We start from the raw sequence: 23,070 nt of genomic DNA, 5'->3' as shown, positions 1-23,070 counted from the left end.
TGTTGGGCCTATTGTGAGGTTTTATTTGCCACGTAGAGACTCTCCAAATCCCCCGTGGCTTTGCCGGCATATACAATACGTCCATTTCGCAATATGGCGGCTTGATTCGCCAGTTTTTCCGCTAGCCCGATAATATGAGTGGATAACAGGATGAGAGCACCTCGGGCACAGTATTGCTGCAATGTATCGCGCACGATTATGACTTGATCCGGGTCAAGTCCGTTGGTCGGCTCATCCAAAAGAAGGATATCCGGTTCGTGCAGCAATGCGGATGCCAGTGCAACCCGCCTTGCCGTTCCTTGGGACAAAGCGCCAATCGCGTAGTTGCTGTACGGTTCCAATGTAAAATGCTTGAGCCAGTGCCGTATTCGCTCCTCCAGTTGATCAGGGGAGACGCGGCGCAGTTGGCCGATAAGCCGCATCATTTCGATTACGGTCAAAAATGGATACTGAAACGGAAACTCCATCATATAGCCGATGCGTTTTTTATATTGTTGGTCCTGCCAATGAACCGCTTGCCGGCCCAGCAAAATGCTGCCTTGCTGGACCGGCTTCATCCCTGCCAGCAAATGCAACAGCGTCGTCTTACCTGCGCCGTTGGGACCGAGCAGTACCGTAATTTCTCCCCCCTGTAGGGTCCAATCGATGCCATGCAGGATGCGTTTATCTTCGTAAGCATAGCTGACTTGCTGCAGTTGCAAGGACAGCGCTAAGTTTGTCTGCATCTTATTTGATCTCTCCTTACATTGAAAACTTGCCGGGAAGACTTTCAGGTACCTGGCGTAAAAGTCGATAAAATCCAAATTGTATGGTTATAGAGACGATTATGAATAGTATTTGATGCGCTTGGTGTAAATAGATGAGCAAAAACATGCAGATTGTAATTAAAAGCTGAGCGGGCAGCGAAATACGCCCTTGAGTTGTAAGATGATATCCAGCCAGTAAACTGAATGAAACAAATGTGGAAGTAAGCAGCAGGCACTGCGCTAATAACTCGAAAAACGACCATGCCGTCCAAGTCCAGTCTAAGCGAAATCCCCAGATTAAGGTATGAACGATGAACATACTTATGCCTACTGTCCCATAAAAAAGCCATTTTGCCCATAATCCTCTATTCCAAGCACCCAAGGTAACGGTGTATAGTGCTATTCCTCTGCCTTCGGCTACGAAGCTTCTTATAACCCAAACGTCGCTGACCAGCCAGACCATCAAGGCCGCGCCTACCGGGACAACTATCGGGGTATCAACTGCTGAATAGTAGGTAAAGAGCTGTAATAAACAAACGGCAATAAGAAAAGGAAACATATCTTTGAAGCGGGTTAGAAAATATACCTCTTTACGAAGTAACGGATAGCGGGACAGGATATGCCGTTTGGCGCCGGATTCAGCCGGCGGGGCTGCGCTTATCATTCGCGGCCAGGAGAAGCGTGACGCTTGAAAAGCGGCGATGTATTGCAGCAAGGTAACGGCGATTGCAACGATCAGCCGAACCGCAGGTATCATGGGCAGCATCATCAATGAAATATTAAGCGCCAGTACTGTCAATAACAGCAGGGCTAACGATAGCGATCCGGCTGTTCGCTCTCTCGCCATTCCCGAAAGTGCCACAAAGCAATAAACACCGAGTTCTGCAAAGGAGAGTCCGAGCAACAGCATTAGGAATGCTTGTCCGAAACTATATGACGGTGACCAAAGCAACTGACCCAGCAGCATCCAAACAAGCACAAGAACAAAGGGGGACTTTTTCCAGATCATATATGAGGTTAAAAAACGAGCCCCTCGTCCAAGCGACCATAAGAAGCGCATTTCCGCCATCATCAGGTTCCCGGCAAACAGACCAATTCCAACGGTCATCCCTATTAGCCCCCAACAGCCCGTTATAAATGTGGATGAGAAGCCCTTTTCGGCTAACGCCGTAGTGAATTGATATGTCCCGCGGAGCAGTAAAAGAAGGAGAAACAGCGTTAAAACGATATCGCGCCATGAAATATACTTGATCCGAATGAGATAAACGGATGCGTAAAGCTTAAAACTTGAACTCATTCTAATCTTTCTCCTGTTAAGAAATTGGTGAGAATGATTGCTTTTCTTCCTGTGAAGTATAGAGATTGTAATATTGCCCTTTTAAGTGTAATAATTCCTGATGGGTTCCTTCCTCAATTATTTTCCCATTATCAAGAACTACGATACGATCAGCATGTCGAACAGTACTTAAGCGATGAGCAATAATAATCTGAGTGCATTGAATATGACTTAAAGAGTCACAAATAAGCTGTTCCGAAGCCGAATCCAATGAACTGGTTGCTTCATCCAGTACAAGGATTTTAGGTTGATGTAACAATGCACGAGCGAGGAGAAGCCTTTGTCTTTGACCTCCGGAAAAATTAAATCCGTTTTCGGATACCATTGTTTGATAACCTAGTGGAAGCTTCATAATGTCATCGTGAATGGCTGCTTGTTTCGTAGCTTGAACAATCATGTCCAACGTAATATCGTTATGATGCATTCTTATATTATCTGCGATAGTTGAATTAAATAAACGAGATTCTTGTACCACGGAACTAATTCGTTTTCGAAGCTCTTGCTTATTCCATAGATGTAACATTGTTCCATCGATTTTGATAAAACCTTCGGTTGGTTCATATAGACCAAGCAACAATTTGGCGAGTGTGCTTTTTCCAGATCCCGACGTTCCAACAATAGCTAACCGTTCACCCGGACGTACATTGAGAGAAATATTCTTTAGAACTTCATTACCATATTTATTGTATTTAAAGGAAACATCACAAAATTCAACGTGACCTTGAAAAGATATAGAAGGTACCTTTTCTCCTGTATATTCAGGTGGACTTTCAATAACATCTTGTAATCTTTGAATATAGGTTCGAACATTCACTATATCAGAATAGGTTTGCCCCAAAGAAACAATAGGAACTATAAAAGAGGCAGCCAATGCTTGAAAACCCATTAAACTTCCTAGGGTTGCATTACCTTCAAGTACGTAATAAGCCCCTGGCCATAGTACAAATAAGGGGAGCGTCAATTGAATACTAACCGAATTGGAGCTTAATATCGATGTCCAAACGTTTCGCTTTTCAGTTGCTTTTAGTTGCTTTTCAAAGATTGACTTCCATTTTGCAACGGCATCCCTTTCTGCCCCTAATAATTTCAAATCAGTAATATTCTGAATATTTTCGGATAAAAATCCGTACAGTTCAGTTTGAGTGGAAACTTCCTGACGGGATAATCTTTGCGAAATGTATGAACTTAAAAAAATGAATCCAAGCATGAAAATCCCTATAATAATAACAATTATACCCATACTAACCATTTTATTTAACATTAATGCTGCAAAGGTAATAAAAGAAAGGCAGTCAATTATAATAGAAACAACACGGTTTGAAAGAACATTTCGGATTAGGATATTAGAATTTGCTCGAAAAACAAGTTCGCCTCCCTTTCGATTTTCAAAAAAGTTATAAGGGAGCATAAAAAGTCGTCCAATATATTGTGTCATCATCGTTGTATCTATTTTGGACTGCAGCTTTGCAATAAGCCATCCCCTTAAACAATGAAATCCTAAAATATACAAAAATAATAGGCCGATAGCTGCACTAAATGGAAATAATAAATTTTGATGTTGTCCTCCTATTACGACATCTATGAACCACTGTGTTAATTGAGGAATGAATACTCCTAAGGCCTGTAAGAACAAGGCTACAAGAATGATAGAAAAAAGCAGTTTCCATCCTTTGAGTACGGACAAAATAAAAAAAAACTCTTTCTTCCTTTTTTTCGGTGTAAAAAGATCTCCGGGGGTAAGTGAAAGAACAAAACCTGAAAATTTTTCACCCAATTCTTTTATATTAATTCCGTACCGTCCCTTAGCCGGATCTAGTATGCTCACCTTATATTTCCCAAATCTCTCCATCACAACGAAATGATTATTGTCCCAAAATAAAATGAGAGGGGGCTTCATACGATCTAGTTGCTCTGTAGTTATCTTGTATCCTTTACATTCCAATTTATATTCAAGAGCCATCATTTGAAGTTGATGCATGTTTACTCCAGAGGGGGCTTCCCCAAATTTTTTTCGCATTTCCGGCAGAGTTGTATTGTACCCATAATAACCCAATATCATTGCTAGACAAGCCAGGCCGCATTCACTGTGTTCCATCTGTTCGATGAAAGGAATCTTTTTTTTGAATATGTTCAGCTGGAATCACCTCCAAATTATTCGTTATGCAGACCAGCCCAAAATAATGGGCGACTATCGCAAGTTCAGCTCTTGTTTTAATATTCCATTTGTGTTTAATAGAAGCTACAATTTCACCGGTACGTCGCATACTTATACCTAACATCTTTGATATCTCGCTATCTTTAAGTCCTTGTGCCACAAGAATTGCGACTTCTTGTTCCCTGCAAGATAATTTCGCCAACCCCTTTCAACCTCCTATAGAGCTATGAATAAATTTAAATAAAAAGCTGTGTCGAAATTTAAAAATTGTATACGATAAAAATACATAATAATACCATTATTTACTTGTAATAATAATTATCCAACTATTTTCATTTATTGTCAAAGACATTTCTGCAGCTTTATGAAGTGCAAACAAATCTTTTTTTGTAATATATTAGAATAGAAGTAAAAAATAAATGAAAGGAGGTTGCTATATGACAACGCAAGATTTGGTAAAGGCTTGGAAGAATCCTAACTTCCGCTCTGCGGATGTTGTTCATCCTGCTGGTGACGCTCTGGTAGAAGTAGGTGCGGAAGAATTGGCAAGAGTACACGGCGGTCTGGTTGAACCTCAAGCTACTCCGACAATTACTATTCCAATTACCATTATTTCAGGATTATTTTGCTTCCCTACAACGGTGCACTAAGGAAAATAGGCTGCTAGAAGGGTACGTATTAATTACGTACCCCATCTTTATTATTTAGATAAGGAGTGAGCGCTTAGATGAAGGAACAATTTTTACGTTCACTTTTTGTACATGAGCGGTTGCAATTGTTACATAATCATGAAATTACCCGTGCCTTTTCCCAGCAGCAAAATAATTCGGCTCTAGAGGAATGGTTTCAGTTTGCTCTAGTTCAAACAGAAGCGAAAAGAAAAGCTAAGCTTGAGTCATTGGGAGTTAATGAATTAATTTTCGGATCGTTAATACAGACCACACAGGCTTTAAAATGGAACGAGAGCTGTCTTCCAGCTATTATGGATTACAATGCAGATTGGTTAACGGTACTAGAGGAAGCATTGGAATTGAATTGCCAAATAAAGATAAAAGAAAATGAACAACGTTCGATCGAACTTCTAGTAAGACCATTTTTGTTATGGGCAAATATGAAGTTGGAAAATTTATTGGCATCCATTGATGCACAAGGAAAATATATAAGTACTTCCCTCTTAATATCATCAATTCTACCGCATTTGACATCCCAGTTATGTAAAATAGCAGGGCGTTCCTTTGTCCTGGAATTACATGTTGCGAAGGCAATGCAGGAACTGGCAGGTGACACTCCGGAAGAACGGTTCTCAAATTTTGTAGAAAAACACATGGTTGACAACGGTAATCTTCGATTGTTTTTTTTAGAGTATGCTATGTTTGCCAGATTACTTTCGGAACGGACGGTCATGTTTGTTACCGTCATAGAAGAAGCAATAACACGATTTATTCAGGATTGGAAGGTGCTGAAGGACACATTTCAACTAGAAGAAAGCCCTCTTATTGCGATAAAGGCTGATTTAGGAGATTCTCACAAGGGCGGAAAAACTGTAATGCGCTTTCAACTTAAATCTGGTCAATCTTTTATGTATAAGCCCAAGTCCCTGGCTGTTTCTCATGCATTCCACACTTTTTTAAGTTGGATAAATAGTAAAGGGTTTTATCCTGAGTTTAAAGGAGTCCCAATTATAGATCGAAAAGAGTATGGATATGAAGCCTTTGTGAGAGCGGAACAATGTGAGACTAAGGACCAAATTCGGAGTTTTTATCGGCGATTAGGTGCTTACTTAGGAGTCGTTCATCTCCTGGAAGGTGCGGATTTCCACAGTGAAAACATTATTGCTTGCGGAGAGCATCCAATGCTTATTGATTTGGAGACATTGTTCCATAACCAAGTTAAGCAAGATGTTCCTGATTCAGCCGATGTAGAAGCTCAATTTGCAATACGTAATTCTCCTATAGGGACATCATTCTTACCAATCCTTTTTCATCAGGACGAAAAAGGATTGGGAATTGAGTTAAGTGGTCTAAACGATAGGGAGCAATTAATTCCCTACAATGTGTTAAAGGTTGTAGATATGAATACTGATAATATGCGCTATATTCGGGCGCGGCATATCACTACATCAAGTCACAACTTACCATCATTGAACGGCACAACCATATCAGCTGCTGATTACTTAACCGATTATGTAAATGGCTACAGGGATATTTGTTATTTCTTTATCGAGAACAGAGAAGAAATGCTCAGCACCGATGGACCATTAAAGATATTTTCTAAAGTTCCAGTACGTATCCTTCTGCGAACCTCCCAATTTTATATGAATTTTCTTCTTGAATTAACACATCCCGATTATGGAAGAGATGCCCTTGACTATGAACGTTTGCTCGATAGAATGTGGTTTTCCTACCTTGACGATAGGCTTATTTCTTCAGAGATAAAGGATTTGCGTATAGGGGATATTCCTTATTTTTATTCGTTCCCCGACTCTCATCATTTGTGGGATAGCCGTGCCCGGAAGATTGATAATGTTTTTAAAGAAACTGCCATGGATCATACTAAACAGAAGCTGTTATCTCTGACTCCTGAAAAAATTGAATTGTACGCTAAATGGATTACTGAATCTATTATTGGCTCATCTTTAAGCAAAAAAATTCACTCTGTTGAACCAGAGGCAGCTAATATGGATACGACCAAAGAGTCGGTTATTAAGTCGGATCAATTTTTAAATGAAGCAGTCAGAATAGGCGAACAGCTGGTAAAGGAAGCTATATTGAGTCGTAACGAACGGACAGCAACTTGGATAGGATTGAATCCTAATTATTTGGGGCAACTAGGTATGTCTGGACTAAGGGGGGGCTTATATGATGGTACAGGCGGCATTTCGCTCTTTTTTGCGCATTTATATCGAATAACGCAGAAACAACACTTTAAGAAATATAGTCTGGCGGCATTTCAATCGACGTTAGAGAAATTTCCAATGACCATTAAATTTCCATCTTCTTTTTATGGACAGGCTTCCGTACTATATGTTATCACCCAACTGGAAAATATAATGGGGGAAAATAAAGAATGGAAACAGCATCGTCTAAATCTATTGGACAATTTGAGTAGAAGTGTAGAGCAGGACACATTCTATGATTTACTTGGGGGGGCAGCTGGAGCTATTCATGTCCTCCTCAACGAATCAAAGATACGTGGTTCGGAGCAGGAGATTGAGATTGCCTCTATGTATGGAGATCACTTGCTTAAAAATGCCCAAAAAAGTGATAAAGGATACTTTTGGCAGTCAAGCGTGTTATCAGATGTTTATGTAGGTTTAGGACATGGAAGCATGGGAATTGCTTGGGCCCTTTTCCGTCTTGCAGCGGTCACAGGAAAGGAAGCTTATCGTGAGACAGCAGAAAATGCACTTCAATATGTTCGTTCTCATTATTCGAGTGAATGGGGGAATTGGGTTGATTGCGAAGCTGGTACCACCCTGGCTAATTGGTGTCACGGAGCAAGTGGAATCGGGCTTGGCTTGACGATGTGTCTTCCATTTTTACGATCTTCACAAGTCAATCAAGTTACAAACGAAATTGAACAGGCAGTAGCGACGACGATTCGATACGGTTTCGGCAAAAGTCATTGTTTGTGCCATGGCGATCTTGGAAACTTAGAATTATTACTTCTGGCGGGAAAATGCTTGAATCGGCAAGAATGGGTTGAAATGGCCCGAGGATATGGAAGGGAAGCTGTAAATTACTATCAGAGCAAAGGAGAGTACTTGACAGGTATCACTAAGTGCTCAAACATTCAGGGACTATGGTTAGGTCTATCCGGGATAGGATATCAAATGCTCCGTCTTGCTTCAGATAAAGATTTCCCTTCAATTTTATCGCTTCAAGAGCCGCTCGTCCAAACGAGGTCATTAAGATAGGCTATTTTATTCACGGTACAATACTTGTTTTTCAAGATAGCCACTAGCTGTCTGGTGATCTCTACAACATAGTAAGGGAGCACGTCATTAACATTGGTGGTGTCAAAGGGAACGTGGTCATGAGTACATCAAGGAGATTGGACGTAGCCAGATTTGCGTCTCCTGTGCCCTATACGTAAAATATAAGTCTTGTATGCCGCCCAGAACTCGTTCCGGGCGGTTTCTTTATTTACTTGTTCGGAGCGATTGCACCCATACACTTTGTCCACACAAGATCGCTGAAATTTGTTAAAGCTTATTTCGGGATGCAATTTGCAATTGTCCTCCATTGAGTCTTCTTCACAATATCGTATACAATAAGATAGATTTAGCGGAAGGAAAGAGGCGATCCAGATGAAGGAGAAACTGCACCAGTTCTATTCAAAAATCCGGTTTAAAAAGATTCGTAACCGCTTTCTTGCCGCGATGATCGTATTGTCGATTCCGCCGCTGTTTCTGTTGGGCTACCTTTCCTTCAACATTGCGAAGGATACGCTGCTGGAAACGAATAAAAAAACGGACCAGGTTCACCTAAGGTCATCCAGCGAGGCGGCCGACCTCATCTTCCGCAACATCGTCAATTTGAACCGCTCCGTTATTTTGAACGATGAAATCCGCGACCAACTGCGGGCGAGTCAAAATCCGGATGAAGCGAGCGACGGCGCCAGACATGAGAAGATTTTAAGCCAACTCCAAAAGATGGTGAACAATTTGTTTATCAACTCCCGGTATGTCGATTCGATTTGTCTGGTTGATCTGCAATTTAAGGCCCATTGTTTAGGACGTTCCGATAATTTGGGGGTTTATGAGGGAGACGGCCAGGGAGAGAAGATCAAATTGTCGCCATGGTACGCCAAGGCCGTTGAATCCCAAGGTCAAGTCGAGTTTTTTCCCGATAACGTATTAGGGGATACGTCTTATACTTTCTCCACGGTCAAGCTGTTCCGGGATTCCGAAAATATCAGCGGTGAACCGATCGGCATTCTCATCATCAATATTTCCAAATCGATCTTTGATTCCATTTTTACGGAGACGGACAAACAGGCCGGAGAATACATCGTATTAACTTCAGCCTCGGAACTCATGGAGGTTATTTATCCGCGAAATTCCTATATCGAACTCAATGGCCTAGCCGGGGGAAAAAACGATCTTTATCCGCGGCTTGAAAAACAAGGTTACATGGTCGTGGATTTCAAAAATGAAACGACGGGCTGGACATTTCTCCATATCATTAAATTGAGCGAGTTGTTGAAGCAGTCCCGGCAGATCGGAACGGTTACGACGATTATTTCTTCCATGATCGCGCTCGTCGCTTTGGTGTTGTCCTATTTTATCTCCGGCAGCATAACGCGCCCGTTGCTCCAGTTAAAGAAAATGATGCTGGACTGGACCAAAGGGAAACGGGATTTCGGCGAAACTTTTGAGCATGATGAAATAGGGGCCATAGGGCAGACGTTTAAAAAGATGGCCTCCGAAAATGAAGAGCTTAGCGAGCGGCTCGTCCATACCGAGCTGAAGGAGCGGGAAGCCGAATTGCGAGCACTGCAGGCGCAGATCAAGCCGCATTTTTTGTACAATACGCTCGATTCGATTTATTGGATGGCTACGATTCAGAACAATCAAGATGTTGCCCAGATGGCTTTTTCCTTGTCCGAAAGTTTTAAATTGAGCTTAAATAAAGGCAAAGAAACGATTCCGGTCTATAAAGAACTTCAGCACATCGAACATTATATGACCATCCAAAATATAAGATACAATCATCGATTTAAATATATTGAAGACGTTCCCAGCCAGATCAAGAGCATGGAAATTTTGAAACTGCTGCTGCAACCGTTGGTTGAGAATGCTATTTACCACGGGCTGGAGCCGAAAGTAGGAGAGGGCACCGTGTCGCTTCAGGGGGCCATGGAAGGCGGGTTTCTTACCTTTGTGATCGAAGACGACGGCGTCGGGATCGAGGATATGGAGCAAACGGAACAAGGCTACGGACTGCGCAATGTTAAGGAGCGGATTAAGCGGTTTTACGGCGAGGCGAGCGAACTGATCATCGACAGCAAGCCAGGCTCGGGGACCCGGGTTGAGCTGCGGATTCAACAAAACGGCAATGAGGTGAAGCTCGATGTATAAGGTTGTGATTTTTGATGACGAATATATTGTGCTCCAGGGGCTGCGGCACCTGATCGATTGGAACGGCTTTGGTCTTGAGCTGGCCGGAACGGCCTCGGACGGTTTGTCCGCGCTGGAGATAGTCCGCAAACAAACTCCGGACATTGTGTTTACCGATATCCGCATGCCCGGTATGGATGGACTAAAGCTGATTGAAGAGATTATGGCAGAAGCGCCTGATACGTACTGTATCGTGTTCAGCGGTTTTAATGAATTTGAATACGTGAAGCGGGCGCTTAAGCTTGGGGTGATCGACTATCTGGAAAAACCGGTCACCGTGGAAAGCATCCAGAGCTCCATCCAAAGAGTGTTGTCGCGAATCGAAGCGGATCTGGAAATGGTGATGTTAAGAAAACAGGTCGAGGAAAGAGGAAGCGTTTCCAAATCCGGAGCGGGAGCCGAAGCCGACGGCAACGCCAAACAGGGAGCGATCGACAGAGCGAGAGCTTATATCGAACAAAACGCATCCGGAGATCTATCCTTAAACGAAGTGGCCGAATATGTCGGCATGAATGCCGCTTATTTAAGCTCGCTATTTAAGGAGGAGATGGGGGAGAGCTATATCAAATTTTTGACCCGGCTGCGCATGGACCTGGCTAAAGAGCTGCTGCTGAAAGGATATAAAGTCCATGAAGTCAGCGAGCGCGTCGGTTATCATACGTACCGGCATTTCTCGGAAATTTTCAAGAAGCATATCGGCGTGACTCCCGGTCAATTTAAAGAGGAACAAGAGGCGAGAAACAATCATTAATAGGCTCCGTCCAAAAAAAAAACGGACAGAAATCTATAAAAAGAAGCAGTACCTGGCAGGGCAAGTCAAATTTAAAATAAAAGCAACAGAGAACCCGGGCTCTGTACACAAAACTATAACTGTTCAGGGGGAAGGCCCAATGGGTAAGCCGAGAAGAATCGCCGCCGCATTGCTTTGTGCCGTGATCATGGTCGGATTGATGGCCGCGTGCGGAAATAAACAAAACGATGCAAACCATGCTGCTTCCGGAAATAACGGAACAAACGCTGCGAAGGAAACTGTAACCATCTCGCTGCTGACGGATAATACGCAAGAACAAGTAAGCGCTGCCAAAGCGGTGATCGCAGCGTTTCAAGCAAAATATCCTTACATTACGGTCGAACACGAGACACGTCCCGGCGGTTCCGAAGGCGACAATCTGGTGAAAACGCGCATCGCCACCGGGGACTTAAATGATGTCATTTTCTATAATTCCGGTTCCTTGCTGCAATCGCTCGCTCCTGAAAAGAATTTTGCGGATTTGACAAACGAGCCTTTTATGGCCAAGGTGATGGAGTCCTACAAGCCGACGGTAACGGTCAATGGAAAAGTATACGGCGTTCCGGCGGGCTCCACGATGGGGGGCGGTTGGTTCTATAACAAAAAGATCTATGCCGATCTCGGTTTGTCCGTTCCGAAAACCTGGGCCCAGCTCATGGATAACAACGAAAAAATCAAGGAAGCGGGCATCACTCCGGTGATCGGATCGTACAAAGACAGTTGGACGGCTCAGTTAATCGTGCTCGCCGATTACTACAACGTACAAAAGCAAGATCCGTCGTTTGCCGAAAATTATACAGCCAATAAGGCCAAATACGCGGATACTCCCGCCGCTTTGCGAAGCTTTGAGAAATTGTCGGAAGTGAACGAAAAAGGATTTATGAACAAAGATTTTCAGGCCACCACTTATGATGCGGGGCTGAAAATGTTGGCCGAAGGAAAAGGGGCACATTATCCGATGCTGTCCTTTGCGGTTCCGGCGTTGGAGCAAAACTTCCCGGACCAAATCGGCGACATCGGATTTTTTGCCCAGCCGGGAGATGCCGCGGAGTCGAACGGTTTGACGATCTGGATGCCGGGCGGGGCTTATGCTTACAAAAACAGCAAACACGCCGCGGAGGCCAAGCTGTTCCTTGAATTCCTCACGACGCCGGAAGGCATCTCCGCATGGATGAATGCCTCAAAACCTACCGGTCCGTGGCCGGTAAAAGGAATTGAAATACCGGACAGCGTCGCTCAAGTCGTCAAGGACATGCTGCCTTATTTTGAATCGGAGGAAACGACAGCTCCCGCACTGGAATTTGTAAGCCCGATCAAAGGCCCGAATCTGCCGCAAATTACGGCTGAAGTCGGCTCCGGCATCACAAGTGCCAAACAGGGCGCGGAGAACTATGACAAGGATGTCAAGAAACAAGCCCAGCAGCTCGGATTAGAAGGCTGGTAAACCGAATCATGATGAAGTTATGGAAACAGACCTATTCCTATACCTTTTTGTTGCCTGCAGCCATCGTATACACCATTATTTTTCTTATACCGACCGCGCTTTCCTTTTTCTTTAGTTTGACACGCTGGACGTTATCGGATTGGGAGTTTATCGGACTCGAAAATTTCGTTACTTTTTTTCAGGAATCGTCTTTAAGCATCGGTTTTAAAAATACGCTGATTTACGCGCTCGTTACTTGCGCTGCCAAAGTGGTTTTGGGGCTGCTGCTCGGAACGTTCCTTACGTCCAAAATCAAAACCAAGGGCTATTTGCAATCCGTGCTGTTTTTTCCGACGCTGGTCAGTACGATCGCGGTCGGCGTGGCTTTCAGCACGATGATGCATCCGACCCAGGGCGTGATTAATCAGGCCCTGCAGGCGATCGGCATCACCGGACCGGACTGGCTCGGAAATACGAAGCTCGCGCTTTTGTCGGTCGCGTTCGTCGACGTTTGGAAAGGCGTAGGTTTTGCCACGGTTATTTTTGTCGCCGGGATCTTGTCGATCCCGGAGGAGTATTATGAGGCGCTGCAGATCGATGGCGGCAGCGCCTGGAATAAATTCTGGAACATCATTGTTCCGCTTAGCCGGCCTGCGATGAACTCGGTGATCATTCTTTCGTTCATCGGCGGCTTGCGTTCCTTTGATTTGATCTGGGCGATGACGAAGGGTGGCCCCGGGTTTACAACGGACGTGATCGCCTCCATCATCTACAAACAATATCAGGGTGGATTCTACGGTCTGGCCACGGCAGGCAACGTCATTTTGTTCCTGTTCGTGTCTCTGCTCGCCTTCCCGCTTAGCCTGTATCTTAACAGGAAGGAGGTAAGCCTATGAGTATGAGACGCAAAGCCGGACAATTCACGGTTGAGCTACTGGCGGTGCTGGGCACGATCGTGTTGTTTTGGGTTCCGCTCTATTTTGTCATCGTCAACGCCATGAAGGACTCGCAGGAAGCCTCTTTATTAAACATGCAATGGCCTTCGCGGATTCATTTATGGGGGAACATCAAGGAAGTGGTTCAGGCCAGAGATTACATGCTGCTTCGGGCATTTTACAACAGTACGGTGATGACGGTGCTTTCGATCGCTATTTTGGTCATCATTTGCGCCATGGTAGGTTTTATCCTGCAGCGGCGTAATGACAAAGCGAGTCCTTACATCAATTTCCTTGTGCTTTCGGGGCTTATAATTCCTCCGGCGATTGTTCCGACGATTTGGGTCTTGGACCTGGTCGGCTTGTTTAAAACGATGGCCGGCATCGTCGCGGTCGAAGTCGCGCTTGGCTTACCGTTTTGCGTCATCCTGTATAGAGGATTTATCGCCGGCATCCCCCGGGAAATCGACGAGGCGGCCGTCATCGACGGCTGCGGCAAATACCGGCTGTTTTTCCAGATGATCCTGCCGCTGCTCAAGCCGGTATCCGCCACGATCATCATTACACAGTCCGTGTTTATCTTTAACGATTTTACGAATCCCTTGTACTTCTTTCCCGGATCGGACAATGCAACCGTTCAGTTGACGTTGTACAATTTTACGAGCCAATTTGTGTCCCAATGGAATCTGTTGTTTGCGGACATTTTGATTATTACGATCCCGATGCTGCTGCTGTTTGTAATATTTAACAAACAAATTGTCTCCGGCATGGTCTCTGGATCGGTGAAGGGCTGATTTGTAAGCTATTCCTATTAAGGTACAGGAGTTGAATAGAAAGTGGGAATACGTCAGGAATGGGTTGAGAAGGCGCAAAATCTGATTCCAGAGCTGTTGGAAACAAGCGTTTATCCGCAAGAAGTTATTGCGGTGTACCCGGATGAAGCAGCGTTCCAAGGTTGGAGGAAGGAATCTTTAGGTTCCTATGAGCGTGTTTTGGATCAACCGTTTGATAGCGGCGAAAGCTTTATCCTCGATTTTGGAGATCACCAGGTGGGCTATGTGACCTTCAAAATAAAAGCGACGGGCAGCCCGCAGGACGCGCCGCTCCGACTTAAATTGATCTTCGGTGAAATGCCGTGCGAGGTCGCGGAAAATTTCGACGATTACAACGGCTGGATCAGCCGGTCCTGGCTGCAGGACGAAGTGATCAATATCGACGTGCTGCCTTGCGAACTGAAGCTTCCGCGACGTTACGCGTTCCGGTATTTGAAAGTCATCGTTCAGGAGACTTCGCCAAAGTTTAAGGCCGCGTTTGAGAAGATTTATTGTACAAGTGTAAGCTCGGCTGATCCGGCAGGATTAAGGCCGCTGCCCGATGATTTGCCGAAAGATGTGGCCACGATGGACCGTATCGGGATCAAAACGCTGCAGGATTGCATGCAAACCGTATTCGAGGATGGTCCGAAACGGGACCGGCGGCTGTGGATCGGCGATTTGCGGCTGCAAGCGCTGGCGAACTATGTAACTTTCGGGAACTTTGATCTGGTTAAAAGATGCCTGTATCTGTTCGCCGGTATGACGCTGGATAAAGGGGAAGTAGGCGCTTGCCTGTTTGAAAATCCCGAACCGCATGTCGATGACACGCTGTTGTTTGATTATTCGTTGTTTTTTGTCGCTGTACTGCACGACTATTACGCGGCATCGGGGGACAAGGAGCTGTTGCAGGAGCTGTGGCCGGTTGCCCTTGAACAGCTGGATCTGGCATGGCTTAAGGTCGGAGCCGATGATCTTGTCACGGACGACCCGTCCTGGTGGTGCTTCGTGGATTGGCATCCGGAGCTGAACAAACAAGCCTCGGCGCAAGCCATATTTATTTATTGCCTCAAACGGGCGATGGTGCTGGCGCGCGAGCTTAGCCGCAAAAATGAAGCGGAACTCATTGTAGAGAGAATTCATTTACTAAGCAAGGCGGCTGTAACGCAATTATACGATCCGGGTCATGGTTTCTTTATCAGCGGGAGGGACCGCCAAATCTCATGGGCCTCGCAAATCTGGATGGCATTGGCCGAGGTTCTGGAACCCAAAGACAATGATGCGCTTATGAACCGGCTGTTTGAAAAGCCGCCGGCGATCAGGCCGAACACCCCTTACATGTACCATCATTTGATTGAAGCGCTGCTTGTCACAGGAAACAAAGAAAAAGCGCTGGAGCAAATGCGGGCTTATTGGGGGGAAATGGTCAAAGACGGTGCCGACACATTCTGGGAGGTTTACAACCCCCAGGAGAAAAAACTATCCCCATACGGAAGCAATCTCATCAACAGCTATTGCCATGCATGGAGCTGCACACCCACTTATTTTATCCGCAAATATTTTGTTTGAATGATTTCCCGCTTGAAGGACCCAGGATTCCAGAAATGGACGATCCCGGTCCTAAAAGTCAAGCCGGCAACCGATCGTGGCAAGAAGTGCCGGAAGGGTTGAAAGCTTCAGGAAACGGAAGGCTGATGGGTTGGTCGGTAGATCAACATCCATTGGCCTGACGCTTTGCACGATTATCCCGTTTGATCAGGAAGCAGAGAAGAAGATAATCAGGTGAAGGAGATATATTTGCGAGAAGCAGATATATCTAGGAGAAGAAATGTTCGGGAGAAGCAGTTATGTTCGAGATCATTAGTCAGGTTTTGGGGAAGGGAAGCAGACCTGACGGGAGGGATGGGACAAGGTACCGGGAAAAACAAAAGACCGTGATCTTGCTGAGCCTGAATCCGTTTGCAGTAACGTCTGTACTATTCAAGGATTTCTTTCAGGCCACAGCCGTAAGGGGCTGGTTCGGTTGGCGCGCGATCAGCTTACGGTAAGGGATCGCCGGAATCGCCACACACATCTGCAGCAACTTCTGCCGGATCGTTTCTTCCGCTTCGGGCAGGCGCAGCCGGCGGCGTATGGTGTATTCGTTCAGGTACGCCTGCAGATGCTTCAGTCCCAAGGCTCCATACGTACTCTTCAGCGATTCCCACGCCTCTCTCACCACTCTCCGCAAGGGCGCATACAGCCGAAAGGCCTGAGGGAACAACTGTACCGCCGATGTACGGACATCCACATGCCCATTGATGAACGTGGTTAGATCTTGACGGTTCGCCCTCTTTTCGCCTCCCCGCTTATGCGGCACCAGGCGGATTTTGACCTGTTCCAGCTCGCCCGACTCCGTGACCGTGCATCCCGCTACGACCGCCGAGGCGTACGGATGCGAAAGCTGACACCGGGACGGATTACGCCCATACTGATCGCTGTTCACCTTCACGTCTCCAGAGAGCAGCTCCCGGGCATCGAACTCCCCCACGGCATGGCGTATTTTGTGCAGCATCGACCAGGCGGTCTTGTAGGTGACCCGGATCACCTTGCTCAGCCGCAGCGCCGAGATGCCGCCCTCCAGCAGGAACAACTCCAGGGCCTGGAACCACTTCACCAGGGGGAGATGCGTTCCTTCAAAAATCGTACCGACCAAAGGCGATGTTTGATGCTTGCATTTTCCGCACTCGAACAAAGGGATATGCCGGGAAGTCAGACGGCTGCACCGGGTGTGAGCGCAGCGCGGGCAGACGAAGCCGTTTGGCCACTTCATCGCGATCAGCGCCTCCATGCAGTCCTGCTCGCTGTTAAAACGGCTGTTGAATGGCTGAAGTTCCTTTCCCGCATTGATCTCCATGTTTGCCCGCCCCCGAATCAAGAATTCACGAACATAAGTTCCATTTATTTCATTATACCAAACATGTGTTCTCTAATCAAGCTGAAAATCTCACCTGAACCGTCTCATTTTTTCCTCATCTTTTTTGTTTTTTCTTCTCTCTTCTTTGGAACCTTTGCTCTAGCACCCCCTGCTCTCTGCTCCATGAACGAAAGGGATAATCGTGTAAAGGCAGGTATCAGGCAGGGACACCAAGACACGAACGCTATTGACAGCTACCTTAGTCCGGCATCCTGGAATCAATAGAGCCTTTTAATTCGAAAAGAATTCACCAAACAAATAATAACAATATAGATAACAAAAAAATAAATATATTTATCCGAAAATTTTGGATATGCGGCATTACATTGACTAATATAGACGGTTGGGAGTACATTATTCTAGTATAAATATAACAAATTACATAACAAATTAAAGGATAGAATAACAAAAAAACGTCCTGACGATGCCGGTTCGCTTTCTTCGAATGATATTTAATACCGGTCCCTTTTTCGGGTGTCGTTGGTATGGGCTTTTTTAGGGAACTTCTGAAGACTGGGGGAGGCCGGAAGATGAACTTTGTCAGAATACTAAACGACATGAAGCTAAGGAAGAAGCTGTCGCTCGCCTTTATTACGGTTGCGGTGCTCCCGCTCCTGGCCAGCGGGATATATTTAACGGGCAAGTTGCGCGAAATTATGGTCATGGATGCCTTCGAACAGGCCGCGAATAATGTAGACCGCGTGCGGAAGCGAACGGAGGAGGTTATCAAGGTGCCGCTTGACATCTCCTATCGCCTTTCAAACGACAGCCGTATGAAATCCGTGGCGAGCCGCAGCTATGGCAGCTACATTGAGGTTATTCAGACATACCGCCAATACTCCGACATACGGGATTATATGCGGCTGTACAAAGAGATCAAAGCCATTCGGCTTTACACGCCCAACCCGACGATGCTGAATAACTGGGAATTCATGCAGCCGGACGCCCGGACGGAGCAAGCCGAGTGGTACCGGATGGCGCTTAGTAAAAAGGGACTTGCCGGCTGGGTATATATCCAGGATGAGCGGGACCAGAAGTATTATTTAAGTCTGGTGCGAAAAATCAGTCTGGAGGAGCCCCGCAAGGAAAGCGTACTGGTCATCAATGTCAATACCGGAATGCTCAATTCCATCCTTGCTCAAGAATCGTTTTCGACCATGATTGTGGACGACCGGAATAATATCGTGGCGGCCAACCGGCCGAATTTATACGGCAAAAATCTCAGCGAAGTGAACGCCGGAGACAGCATGCTGACGCAAAGAGACGGCAGCTTCGATGTCGTCATGGACGGAAAGCCGTCCAAAGTCGTTATCGCCAGTCTGATCCCGGAGAGCAGTTGGAATGGGCTGCGGGTCATTTCTGTGTTTACGGTGTCGGATATCGTTCGGGAGGCGAACGGGGTGATCCGGCTGGCCACTTTGGTTATAGGAGGTTGCCTGGTTGTTGCGGTGCTGCTGGTCCATGCCTCGGCGTCTCTCATAACGAGCCGGCTGCTGCGGTTAAGCAAGCATATGTCCAGAGTTGGCGCCGGATCCTGGAATACCTATCTTGATCTGGACGGAAAGGATGAGATCGGACAGCTCTCCAGGCAATTCAACGCTCTTGTCCATCGGGTAAGCCAGTTGATGCGCGAAGTGGAAGAGAGCAACCGGCAGAAGCGGTTGCTGGAACAAAAGCAAAACGAGATCAAGTTTAAAATGCTTGCAAGCCAGATCAACCCCCACTTCCTCTTCAATACCCTCGAATCGATCCGGATGGAAGCGCATCTTCGGGGGGAGGAGGATCTGGCGCAAGCGGTCTGGCAGCTTAGCAGCTTGATCCGCCATAGTCTGGAGGTCGGCAGCGGCAAAATCCGGCTTTCCGAGGAGCTCAATATGGTGCTTTGCTACCTGGAGCTGCAAAAGTTCCGGTATGAGGACCGGCTTCAATATAAACTGGAGATTGCGCCGGGCACCGAAGAGATCGAACTGCCGCCTCTGATCATCCAACCGCTCGTTGAAAACTCGATTCTTCACGGGTTGGAGCGGAAGGAGGAGGGCCCGACGCTGATCACCATCCGAACGGAATTTGGCGGAGAGGGCGAAGTGTTCGTAGAGATTCGCGATCACGGGGCCGGAATCTCTCCTTTGAAGATGCAGTCCTTGCAAAGGCAGCTGATGGAACCGGAGGAAGCCGGACGGCGGATCGGGCTCCGCAACGTGCATGATCGCCTGCAGCTTACCTACGGCAAAGGTTCGGGACTTTCGATTGAAAGCAAGGAGGGAGAAGGTACCCGAATTACATTTTGCATACCTAGGGGGAAGGAACCGAATGTTCTCAGTGATGATTGTTGATGATGAACCGAAACTGCGCCTTGGGCTGCAAACCTTGATCCCGTGGCGGGAGCTGGGATTCGAAATTATGGGAATGGCGGCGGGCGGAAACGAGGCACTCCGTGTTCTTGGGGAGCAGACCCCCGATGTACTGCTGGTCGATATCCGTATGCCCGGCATGGACGGGCTGCAGCTGCTTCAAGAAATCCGCCGTCGAGGCTGGGACGTTCATGCAATCGTGCTCAGCGGTTACGCCGACTTCGAGTACGCCCGCCGGGCGCTCCAATACGGTGTTGAAGCATATCTGCTCAAGCCGGTGAACAAAGAAGAGTTGGCTGCTCTGCTTCAAAAGATTCACGGTCAGCTTTCCGCAAAACTGCAGGAGAAGAGGGGGCAGCAGGAGGTCCATTCCCGGGAATGGGCGGTGTATTCCCTGCTGTCAAGCTCGCATGATTGGGGAAGCGTTTCCTTGGATGAATTGGCTGAATCGCTTGGAATCAATTGGATGACGTATCAAGTTGTATTGATCGCTTTTCCGGGTCTGCATCCGGAGGAGGATGAGCGAATTCGCAGCTTCCGCGATCGGTTGGCGGCATCATATGCCTCGGATGGCCAAGGCGTTGTTCTCTATTTTGCTCCTTATACCGTTCTGCTTCTGGGCAAACCTCCGGCAGGAGACCTCGGCCGGGCCGAGCTGTACAGAGACCTGCAGCTGTTGTCCGGAGAAATTCGCGCCCGGATGGCTGCAGCGGCGGGCGAAACGGTCCGGGCGCTGCCGGAGATCACAAATTCGTTCCGTACCGCGCGTTCCCTGCTGGAGCGCAGCTTTTTCTTTGACAAGGGGAAACTGCTGACATTGGGGACTCCGGAAAGCTACCGGACGGCGGCCTCCGTCGCTGCCGATGCATCCTTGCCGGACGGAGAGGAGGCGGCCTTTCGTCTCTATTATTTGGTTGACGTCGGACATGCGGAAGCGATCCATTCCTTTCTGGACGGCGTTGCCGCGCAAATGGCGATTACAGGGAAGGGAGAAACGGAGATTCGCGAGCGGTTCTTTTATTTAGCCAATGAAACGATTCGAAAGATCCCCCCTCGCCTCTGGTCGGAATCCGGTTATCTAGGGGAACCGGCCCAATTCCTGGCGGGCATTTACGGTCAGCGCTATATCCGGGATCTTGTCGGCTATGTGGCCGCAGTTATGGAAAGATTGGCCCGCTGCGCGGATTATACCAGCCGGGACAACGAAATGAAGCGCATGCTCGATTTCATAGACCGCCATCACCACGAAAATCTGAGGCTGGAAATGCTGGCGGGATTGTTTAATTACAGCAGATCTTACCTGGGCCAGCTTTTTAAAAACTACACGGGGGAATACTTCAACGCTTATCTCGACAGAGTTCGGGTCGAAAAAGCGAAGGAACTGCTGGCGCAGGGGATGAAGGTATATGAGGTGGCTGAGAAGGTAGGATATTCCAATGTGAATTATTTTCACAACAAATTTAAAAAGATAGCGGGGCGATCGCCCTCCTCGTATCAGAAAAATGATAAATCATGATTGTTTCTGAAAACATTGTAGATTTTAGAATGAAATTGTGCGAAATCCGCGATATGTTTCAAAACCGGCATTTGCATTAGGATGATAGCAGAGAGGGGGGGAATCAATAGATGAAAGCGATAACACTAAAAAGCCAAACCGGCAGCGGACTGAAAAGCAAGCCGCCTGAGGGTTCAATCCTATTATTAAAAAGGGGAGTGCTGTATCATCATGAAGAACCATATAAAAGGAACGTCAGCTTCGCTGCTGGCGATGCTTCTCTTGCTTAGCCAGCTCGTTGGCTGCGCCGGCAACAATTCTGCGGATGGAGGAGATGCGGATCAGGGGAAGAATTCGGGCGGCAGCGGCTCGGGTCCCATTAAGCTGACCTATTTTTCCGAGGATCCGAGTGCCAACTGGAATGACATGCAAGACCGAATTGGAAAGGTCATTACGGAGAAAACGGGCGTTGTTTTGGATGCCGAATTTGCCGTAGGGGACCCCGTGCAGAAGGTATCGATCATGGCCGCAACCGGGGAGGTTCCCGATCTGATCGCGGCCAAGGCGGATCTCGGCAAGCTGGTAGACGTGGGCGCGGTTCTCGACCTGACGGATTTGATCGAGAAGCATGCTCCGAACATCAAAAAAATGTTGGGCGACAAGATCGTTCGCGCCAAATACAGTCTGGAAGACCAAGCGATTTACGCGATTCCGACATGGTCCTCGGTCGACGAGCGGAAATTCAAAGCCGAATACGGATTCCAATTGCAGCATCGCGTCGTGAAGGAAGCGGGTTATCCTGAAATTCGCACGGTAGAGGATTACGAGAAAGTCATCAAGGAATATTTGGCCAAACACCCGACCGATGAGAACGGCAACAAAAATATTGGGTTAACGCTTAATGCGGATGATTGGCATATGTATCAGGTGACGAATATGGGCTTCTTTACGACAGGCGCGCCGGACGACGGCGAATATTACGTCAACCAGGAAACATATGATGTGACATACCACTTACGCCGTCCGGAGGAACGGGAATATTTCCGCTGGCTGAACCATATGAACGATATCGGTCTGCTGGATACGGAAAGCTTTGTGCAAAAGACGGACCAGTTTAAAGCCAAAGTCGCTTCCGGACGGGTGCTCGGCCTGATCGATCCGGCATGGGACTATGGCGAGTCGCAGCAGGCGCTGAAATCGGCCGGCAAATTCGATCAGACCTACGGTCATTATCCGGTTACGATGTCCGAGAAGTACAAAGACACCAGCTTCTGGCCGGCCGGCTTTGACGGCGGTTACGGCATAGCGATATCCAGCAAGTGCGAGGATCCCGTAGCGGCAATCAAATTCCTGGATTACCTTGCCTCCGAAGAAGGACAGATCCTTATCAACTGGGGGATCGAAGGCGAGGACTACATTGTTCAGGACGGGAAAAGAATCGTGCCCAAGGAAATCCAGGACAAAATGGACAGTGAAGGCAATGCCTACATGAAGGAGTCGGGGCTTGGGCTGTATTGGAACCTCACGGTCCATTACGGCGACGGAATCAAGGATTCCACCGGAAACTACTTTACGAAGAGCAACGGCGAATCTCTGGCCGCTTCCTACAGTGAGCCTGAAAAAGAAGCTTTGGCGGCTTATAACGTCGAACACTGGAGAGACCTGTTCCCGAAAGAGGAAGAGTTCCCGGAAAGAAAGGCGGGCGCGGTTTACAATATCGCTCTGCCAAGCGACAGCAAGGCCGCGATCCTTATGGCCAAAATGAAAGATATTACATGGAAACGGATTCCGGAAGCCATTATGGCCAAGCCGGAACAGTTCGATAAAATCTGGGATGATTATATGGCGGAGTTGGAAAAAGCGGGCGTTAAAGAGATGGAGGAAGCTTTTGGCCAATACGTCAAGGACCGTGTCAAACTTTGGAGCGGCAATTAGCCGCTTGAATGAAAT

At 47.0% G+C, this 23,070-nt stretch carries 16 protein-coding genes; 11 read left to right on the top strand and 5 right to left on the bottom strand.

Annotation, left to right across the window (positions count from 1 at the left end; genetic code table 11):
• Positions 1–8: 8 nt before the first annotated feature.
• Genes NYE74_RS22695 through NYE74_RS22680 form a run of 4 tightly spaced genes read right to left on the bottom strand, consistent with a single transcriptional unit; the run spans position 9 to position 4,439 of the window.
• Entirely contained in the window at positions 9–725 is a 717-nt protein-coding gene (locus NYE74_RS22695) for an ABC transporter ATP-binding protein (RefSeq protein ID WP_036623858.1), read from the bottom strand.
• 16 nt (positions 726–741) lie between these two features.
• Entirely contained in the window at positions 742–2,043 is a 1,302-nt protein-coding gene (locus NYE74_RS22690; RefSeq protein WP_036623856.1) for a hypothetical protein, read from the bottom strand.
• Positions 2,044–2,059: 16 nt separating this feature from the next.
• The gene (locus NYE74_RS22685) at positions 2,060–4,141 is read right to left on the bottom strand and encodes a peptidase domain-containing ABC transporter (protein WP_249732626.1); all 2,082 of its coding nucleotides are present in this window, start codon (positions 4,139–4,141) and stop codon (positions 2,060–2,062) included.
• A gap of 22 nt (positions 4,142–4,163) precedes the next feature.
• Positions 4,164–4,439, bottom strand: a complete 276-nt coding sequence (locus tag NYE74_RS22680) for a response regulator transcription factor (protein WP_036623854.1) — start codon at positions 4,437–4,439, stop codon at positions 4,164–4,166.
• A gap of 235 nt (positions 4,440–4,674) precedes the next feature.
• On the opposite strand from NYE74_RS22680, the gene NYE74_RS22675 reads away from it, so the two are divergent.
• The 8 genes from NYE74_RS22675 (at position 4,675) to NYE74_RS22640 (ending at position 15,887) form a co-directional block, all read left to right on the top strand.
• Positions 4,675–4,887 carry a mersacidin/lichenicidin family type 2 lantibiotic gene (locus tag NYE74_RS22675; RefSeq protein ID WP_036623852.1) on the top strand — a complete coding sequence of 71 codons (213 nt, stop codon included), beginning with the start codon at positions 4,675–4,677 and terminating at the stop codon, positions 4,885–4,887.
• 77 nt (positions 4,888–4,964) lie between these two features.
• Positions 4,965–8,153 (top strand): type 2 lanthipeptide synthetase LanM family protein, encoded by a 3,189-nt coding sequence (locus NYE74_RS22670; RefSeq protein WP_341005188.1) that lies wholly within the window; start codon positions 4,965–4,967, stop codon positions 8,151–8,153.
• Positions 8,154–8,546: 393 nt separating this feature from the next.
• On the top strand, positions 8,547–10,319 hold the full coding sequence (locus tag NYE74_RS22665; protein ID WP_341005187.1) for a sensor histidine kinase: 1,773 nt from the start codon (positions 8,547–8,549) through the stop codon (positions 10,317–10,319).
• Positions 10,312–11,109 (top strand): response regulator transcription factor, encoded by a 798-nt coding sequence (locus NYE74_RS22660; RefSeq protein WP_341005186.1) that lies wholly within the window; start codon positions 10,312–10,314, stop codon positions 11,107–11,109. The genes NYE74_RS22665 and NYE74_RS22660 overlap by 8 nt, the downstream gene beginning before the upstream one ends.
• Positions 11,110–11,248: 139 nt before the next feature.
• On the top strand, positions 11,249–12,592 hold the full coding sequence (locus tag NYE74_RS22655) for an ABC transporter substrate-binding protein (RefSeq protein ID WP_341005185.1): 1,344 nt from the start codon (positions 11,249–11,251) through the stop codon (positions 12,590–12,592).
• Positions 12,593–12,603: 11 nt separating this feature from the next.
• The gene (locus NYE74_RS22650; protein ID WP_413773851.1) at positions 12,604–13,467 is read left to right on the top strand and encodes a carbohydrate ABC transporter permease; all 864 of its coding nucleotides are present in this window, start codon (positions 12,604–12,606) and stop codon (positions 13,465–13,467) included.
• 2 nt (positions 13,468–13,469) lie between these two features.
• Positions 13,470–14,300 (top strand): carbohydrate ABC transporter permease, encoded by an 831-nt coding sequence (locus NYE74_RS22645; protein ID WP_036628346.1) that lies wholly within the window; start codon positions 13,470–13,472, stop codon positions 14,298–14,300.
• A 42-nt stretch (positions 14,301–14,342) separates the two neighbouring features.
• Positions 14,343–15,887: an alpha-L-rhamnosidase-related protein gene (locus tag NYE74_RS22640; protein ID WP_036623843.1), complete on the top strand. Its 1,545-nt coding sequence runs from the start codon at positions 14,343–14,345 to the stop codon at positions 15,885–15,887.
• A 424-nt stretch (positions 15,888–16,311) separates the two neighbouring features.
• On the opposite strand, the gene NYE74_RS22635 is transcribed toward NYE74_RS22640, so the two are convergent.
• Positions 16,312–17,214 (bottom strand): IS1595 family transposase, encoded by a 903-nt coding sequence (locus NYE74_RS22635; RefSeq protein ID WP_341005184.1) that lies wholly within the window; start codon positions 17,212–17,214, stop codon positions 16,312–16,314.
• 590 nt (positions 17,215–17,804) lie between these two features.
• Between NYE74_RS22635 and NYE74_RS22630 the strand changes: the two genes are divergently transcribed.
• The 3 genes from NYE74_RS22630 (at position 17,805) to NYE74_RS22620 (ending at position 23,055) form a co-directional block, all read left to right on the top strand.
• A complete protein-coding gene (locus NYE74_RS22630) occupies positions 17,805–19,607 on the top strand; it encodes a sensor histidine kinase (protein WP_036623842.1) in 1,803 nt (600 codons plus the stop codon).
• On the top strand, positions 19,585–21,141 hold the full coding sequence (locus tag NYE74_RS22625) for a response regulator transcription factor (RefSeq protein ID WP_341005183.1): 1,557 nt from the start codon (positions 19,585–19,587) through the stop codon (positions 21,139–21,141). The genes NYE74_RS22630 and NYE74_RS22625 overlap by 23 nt, the downstream gene beginning before the upstream one ends.
• A gap of 210 nt (positions 21,142–21,351) precedes the next feature.
• Positions 21,352–23,055, top strand: a complete 1,704-nt coding sequence (locus NYE74_RS22620; protein WP_341005182.1) for an ABC transporter substrate-binding protein — start codon at positions 21,352–21,354, stop codon at positions 23,053–23,055.
• The last annotated feature ends 15 nt before the right edge of the window (positions 23,056–23,070 follow it).

Source organism: Paenibacillus sp. FSL P4-0127, assembly GCF_038007325.1.
Classification (GTDB): domain Bacteria; phylum Bacillota; class Bacilli; order Paenibacillales; family Paenibacillaceae; genus Fontibacillus; species Fontibacillus macerans.
The sequence above is the reverse complement of the archived record's forward strand: the minus strand, read 5'-3'. Positions and strand labels throughout refer to the sequence as shown.

Bases quoted from the DNA above. Each gene is read 5' to 3' on its own strand.
- NYE74_RS22695 (WP_036623858.1), bottom strand. From the start codon at position 725: ATGCAGACAAACTTAGCGCTGTCCTTGCAACTGCAGCAAGTCAGCTAT.
- NYE74_RS22690 (WP_036623856.1), bottom strand. From the start codon at position 2,043: ATGAGTTCAAGTTTTAAGCTTTACGCATCCGTTTATCTCATTCGGATC.
- NYE74_RS22685 (WP_249732626.1), bottom strand. From the start codon at position 4,141: ATGATATTGGGTTATTATGGGTACAATACAACTCTGCCGGAAATGCGA.
- NYE74_RS22675 (WP_036623852.1), top strand. From the start codon at position 4,675: ATGACAACGCAAGATTTGGTAAAGGCTTGGAAGAATCCTAACTTCCGC.
- NYE74_RS22670 (WP_341005188.1), top strand. From the start codon at position 4,965: ATGAAGGAACAATTTTTACGTTCACTTTTTGTACATGAGCGGTTGCAA.
- NYE74_RS22665 (WP_341005187.1), top strand. From the start codon at position 8,547: ATGAAGGAGAAACTGCACCAGTTCTATTCAAAAATCCGGTTTAAAAAG.
- NYE74_RS22660 (WP_341005186.1), top strand. From the start codon at position 10,312: ATGTATAAGGTTGTGATTTTTGATGACGAATATATTGTGCTCCAGGGG.
- NYE74_RS22655 (WP_341005185.1), top strand. From the start codon at position 11,249: ATGGGTAAGCCGAGAAGAATCGCCGCCGCATTGCTTTGTGCCGTGATC.
- NYE74_RS22650 (WP_413773851.1), top strand. From the start codon at position 12,604: ATGAAGTTATGGAAACAGACCTATTCCTATACCTTTTTGTTGCCTGCA.
- NYE74_RS22645 (WP_036628346.1), top strand. From the start codon at position 13,470: ATGAGACGCAAAGCCGGACAATTCACGGTTGAGCTACTGGCGGTGCTG.
- NYE74_RS22635 (WP_341005184.1), bottom strand. From the start codon at position 17,214: ATGGAGATCAATGCGGGAAAGGAACTTCAGCCATTCAACAGCCGTTTT.
- NYE74_RS22630 (WP_036623842.1), top strand. From the start codon at position 17,805: ATGAACTTTGTCAGAATACTAAACGACATGAAGCTAAGGAAGAAGCTG.
- NYE74_RS22625 (WP_341005183.1), top strand. From the start codon at position 19,585: ATGTTCTCAGTGATGATTGTTGATGATGAACCGAAACTGCGCCTTGGG.
- NYE74_RS22620 (WP_341005182.1), top strand. From the start codon at position 21,352: ATGAAGAACCATATAAAAGGAACGTCAGCTTCGCTGCTGGCGATGCTT.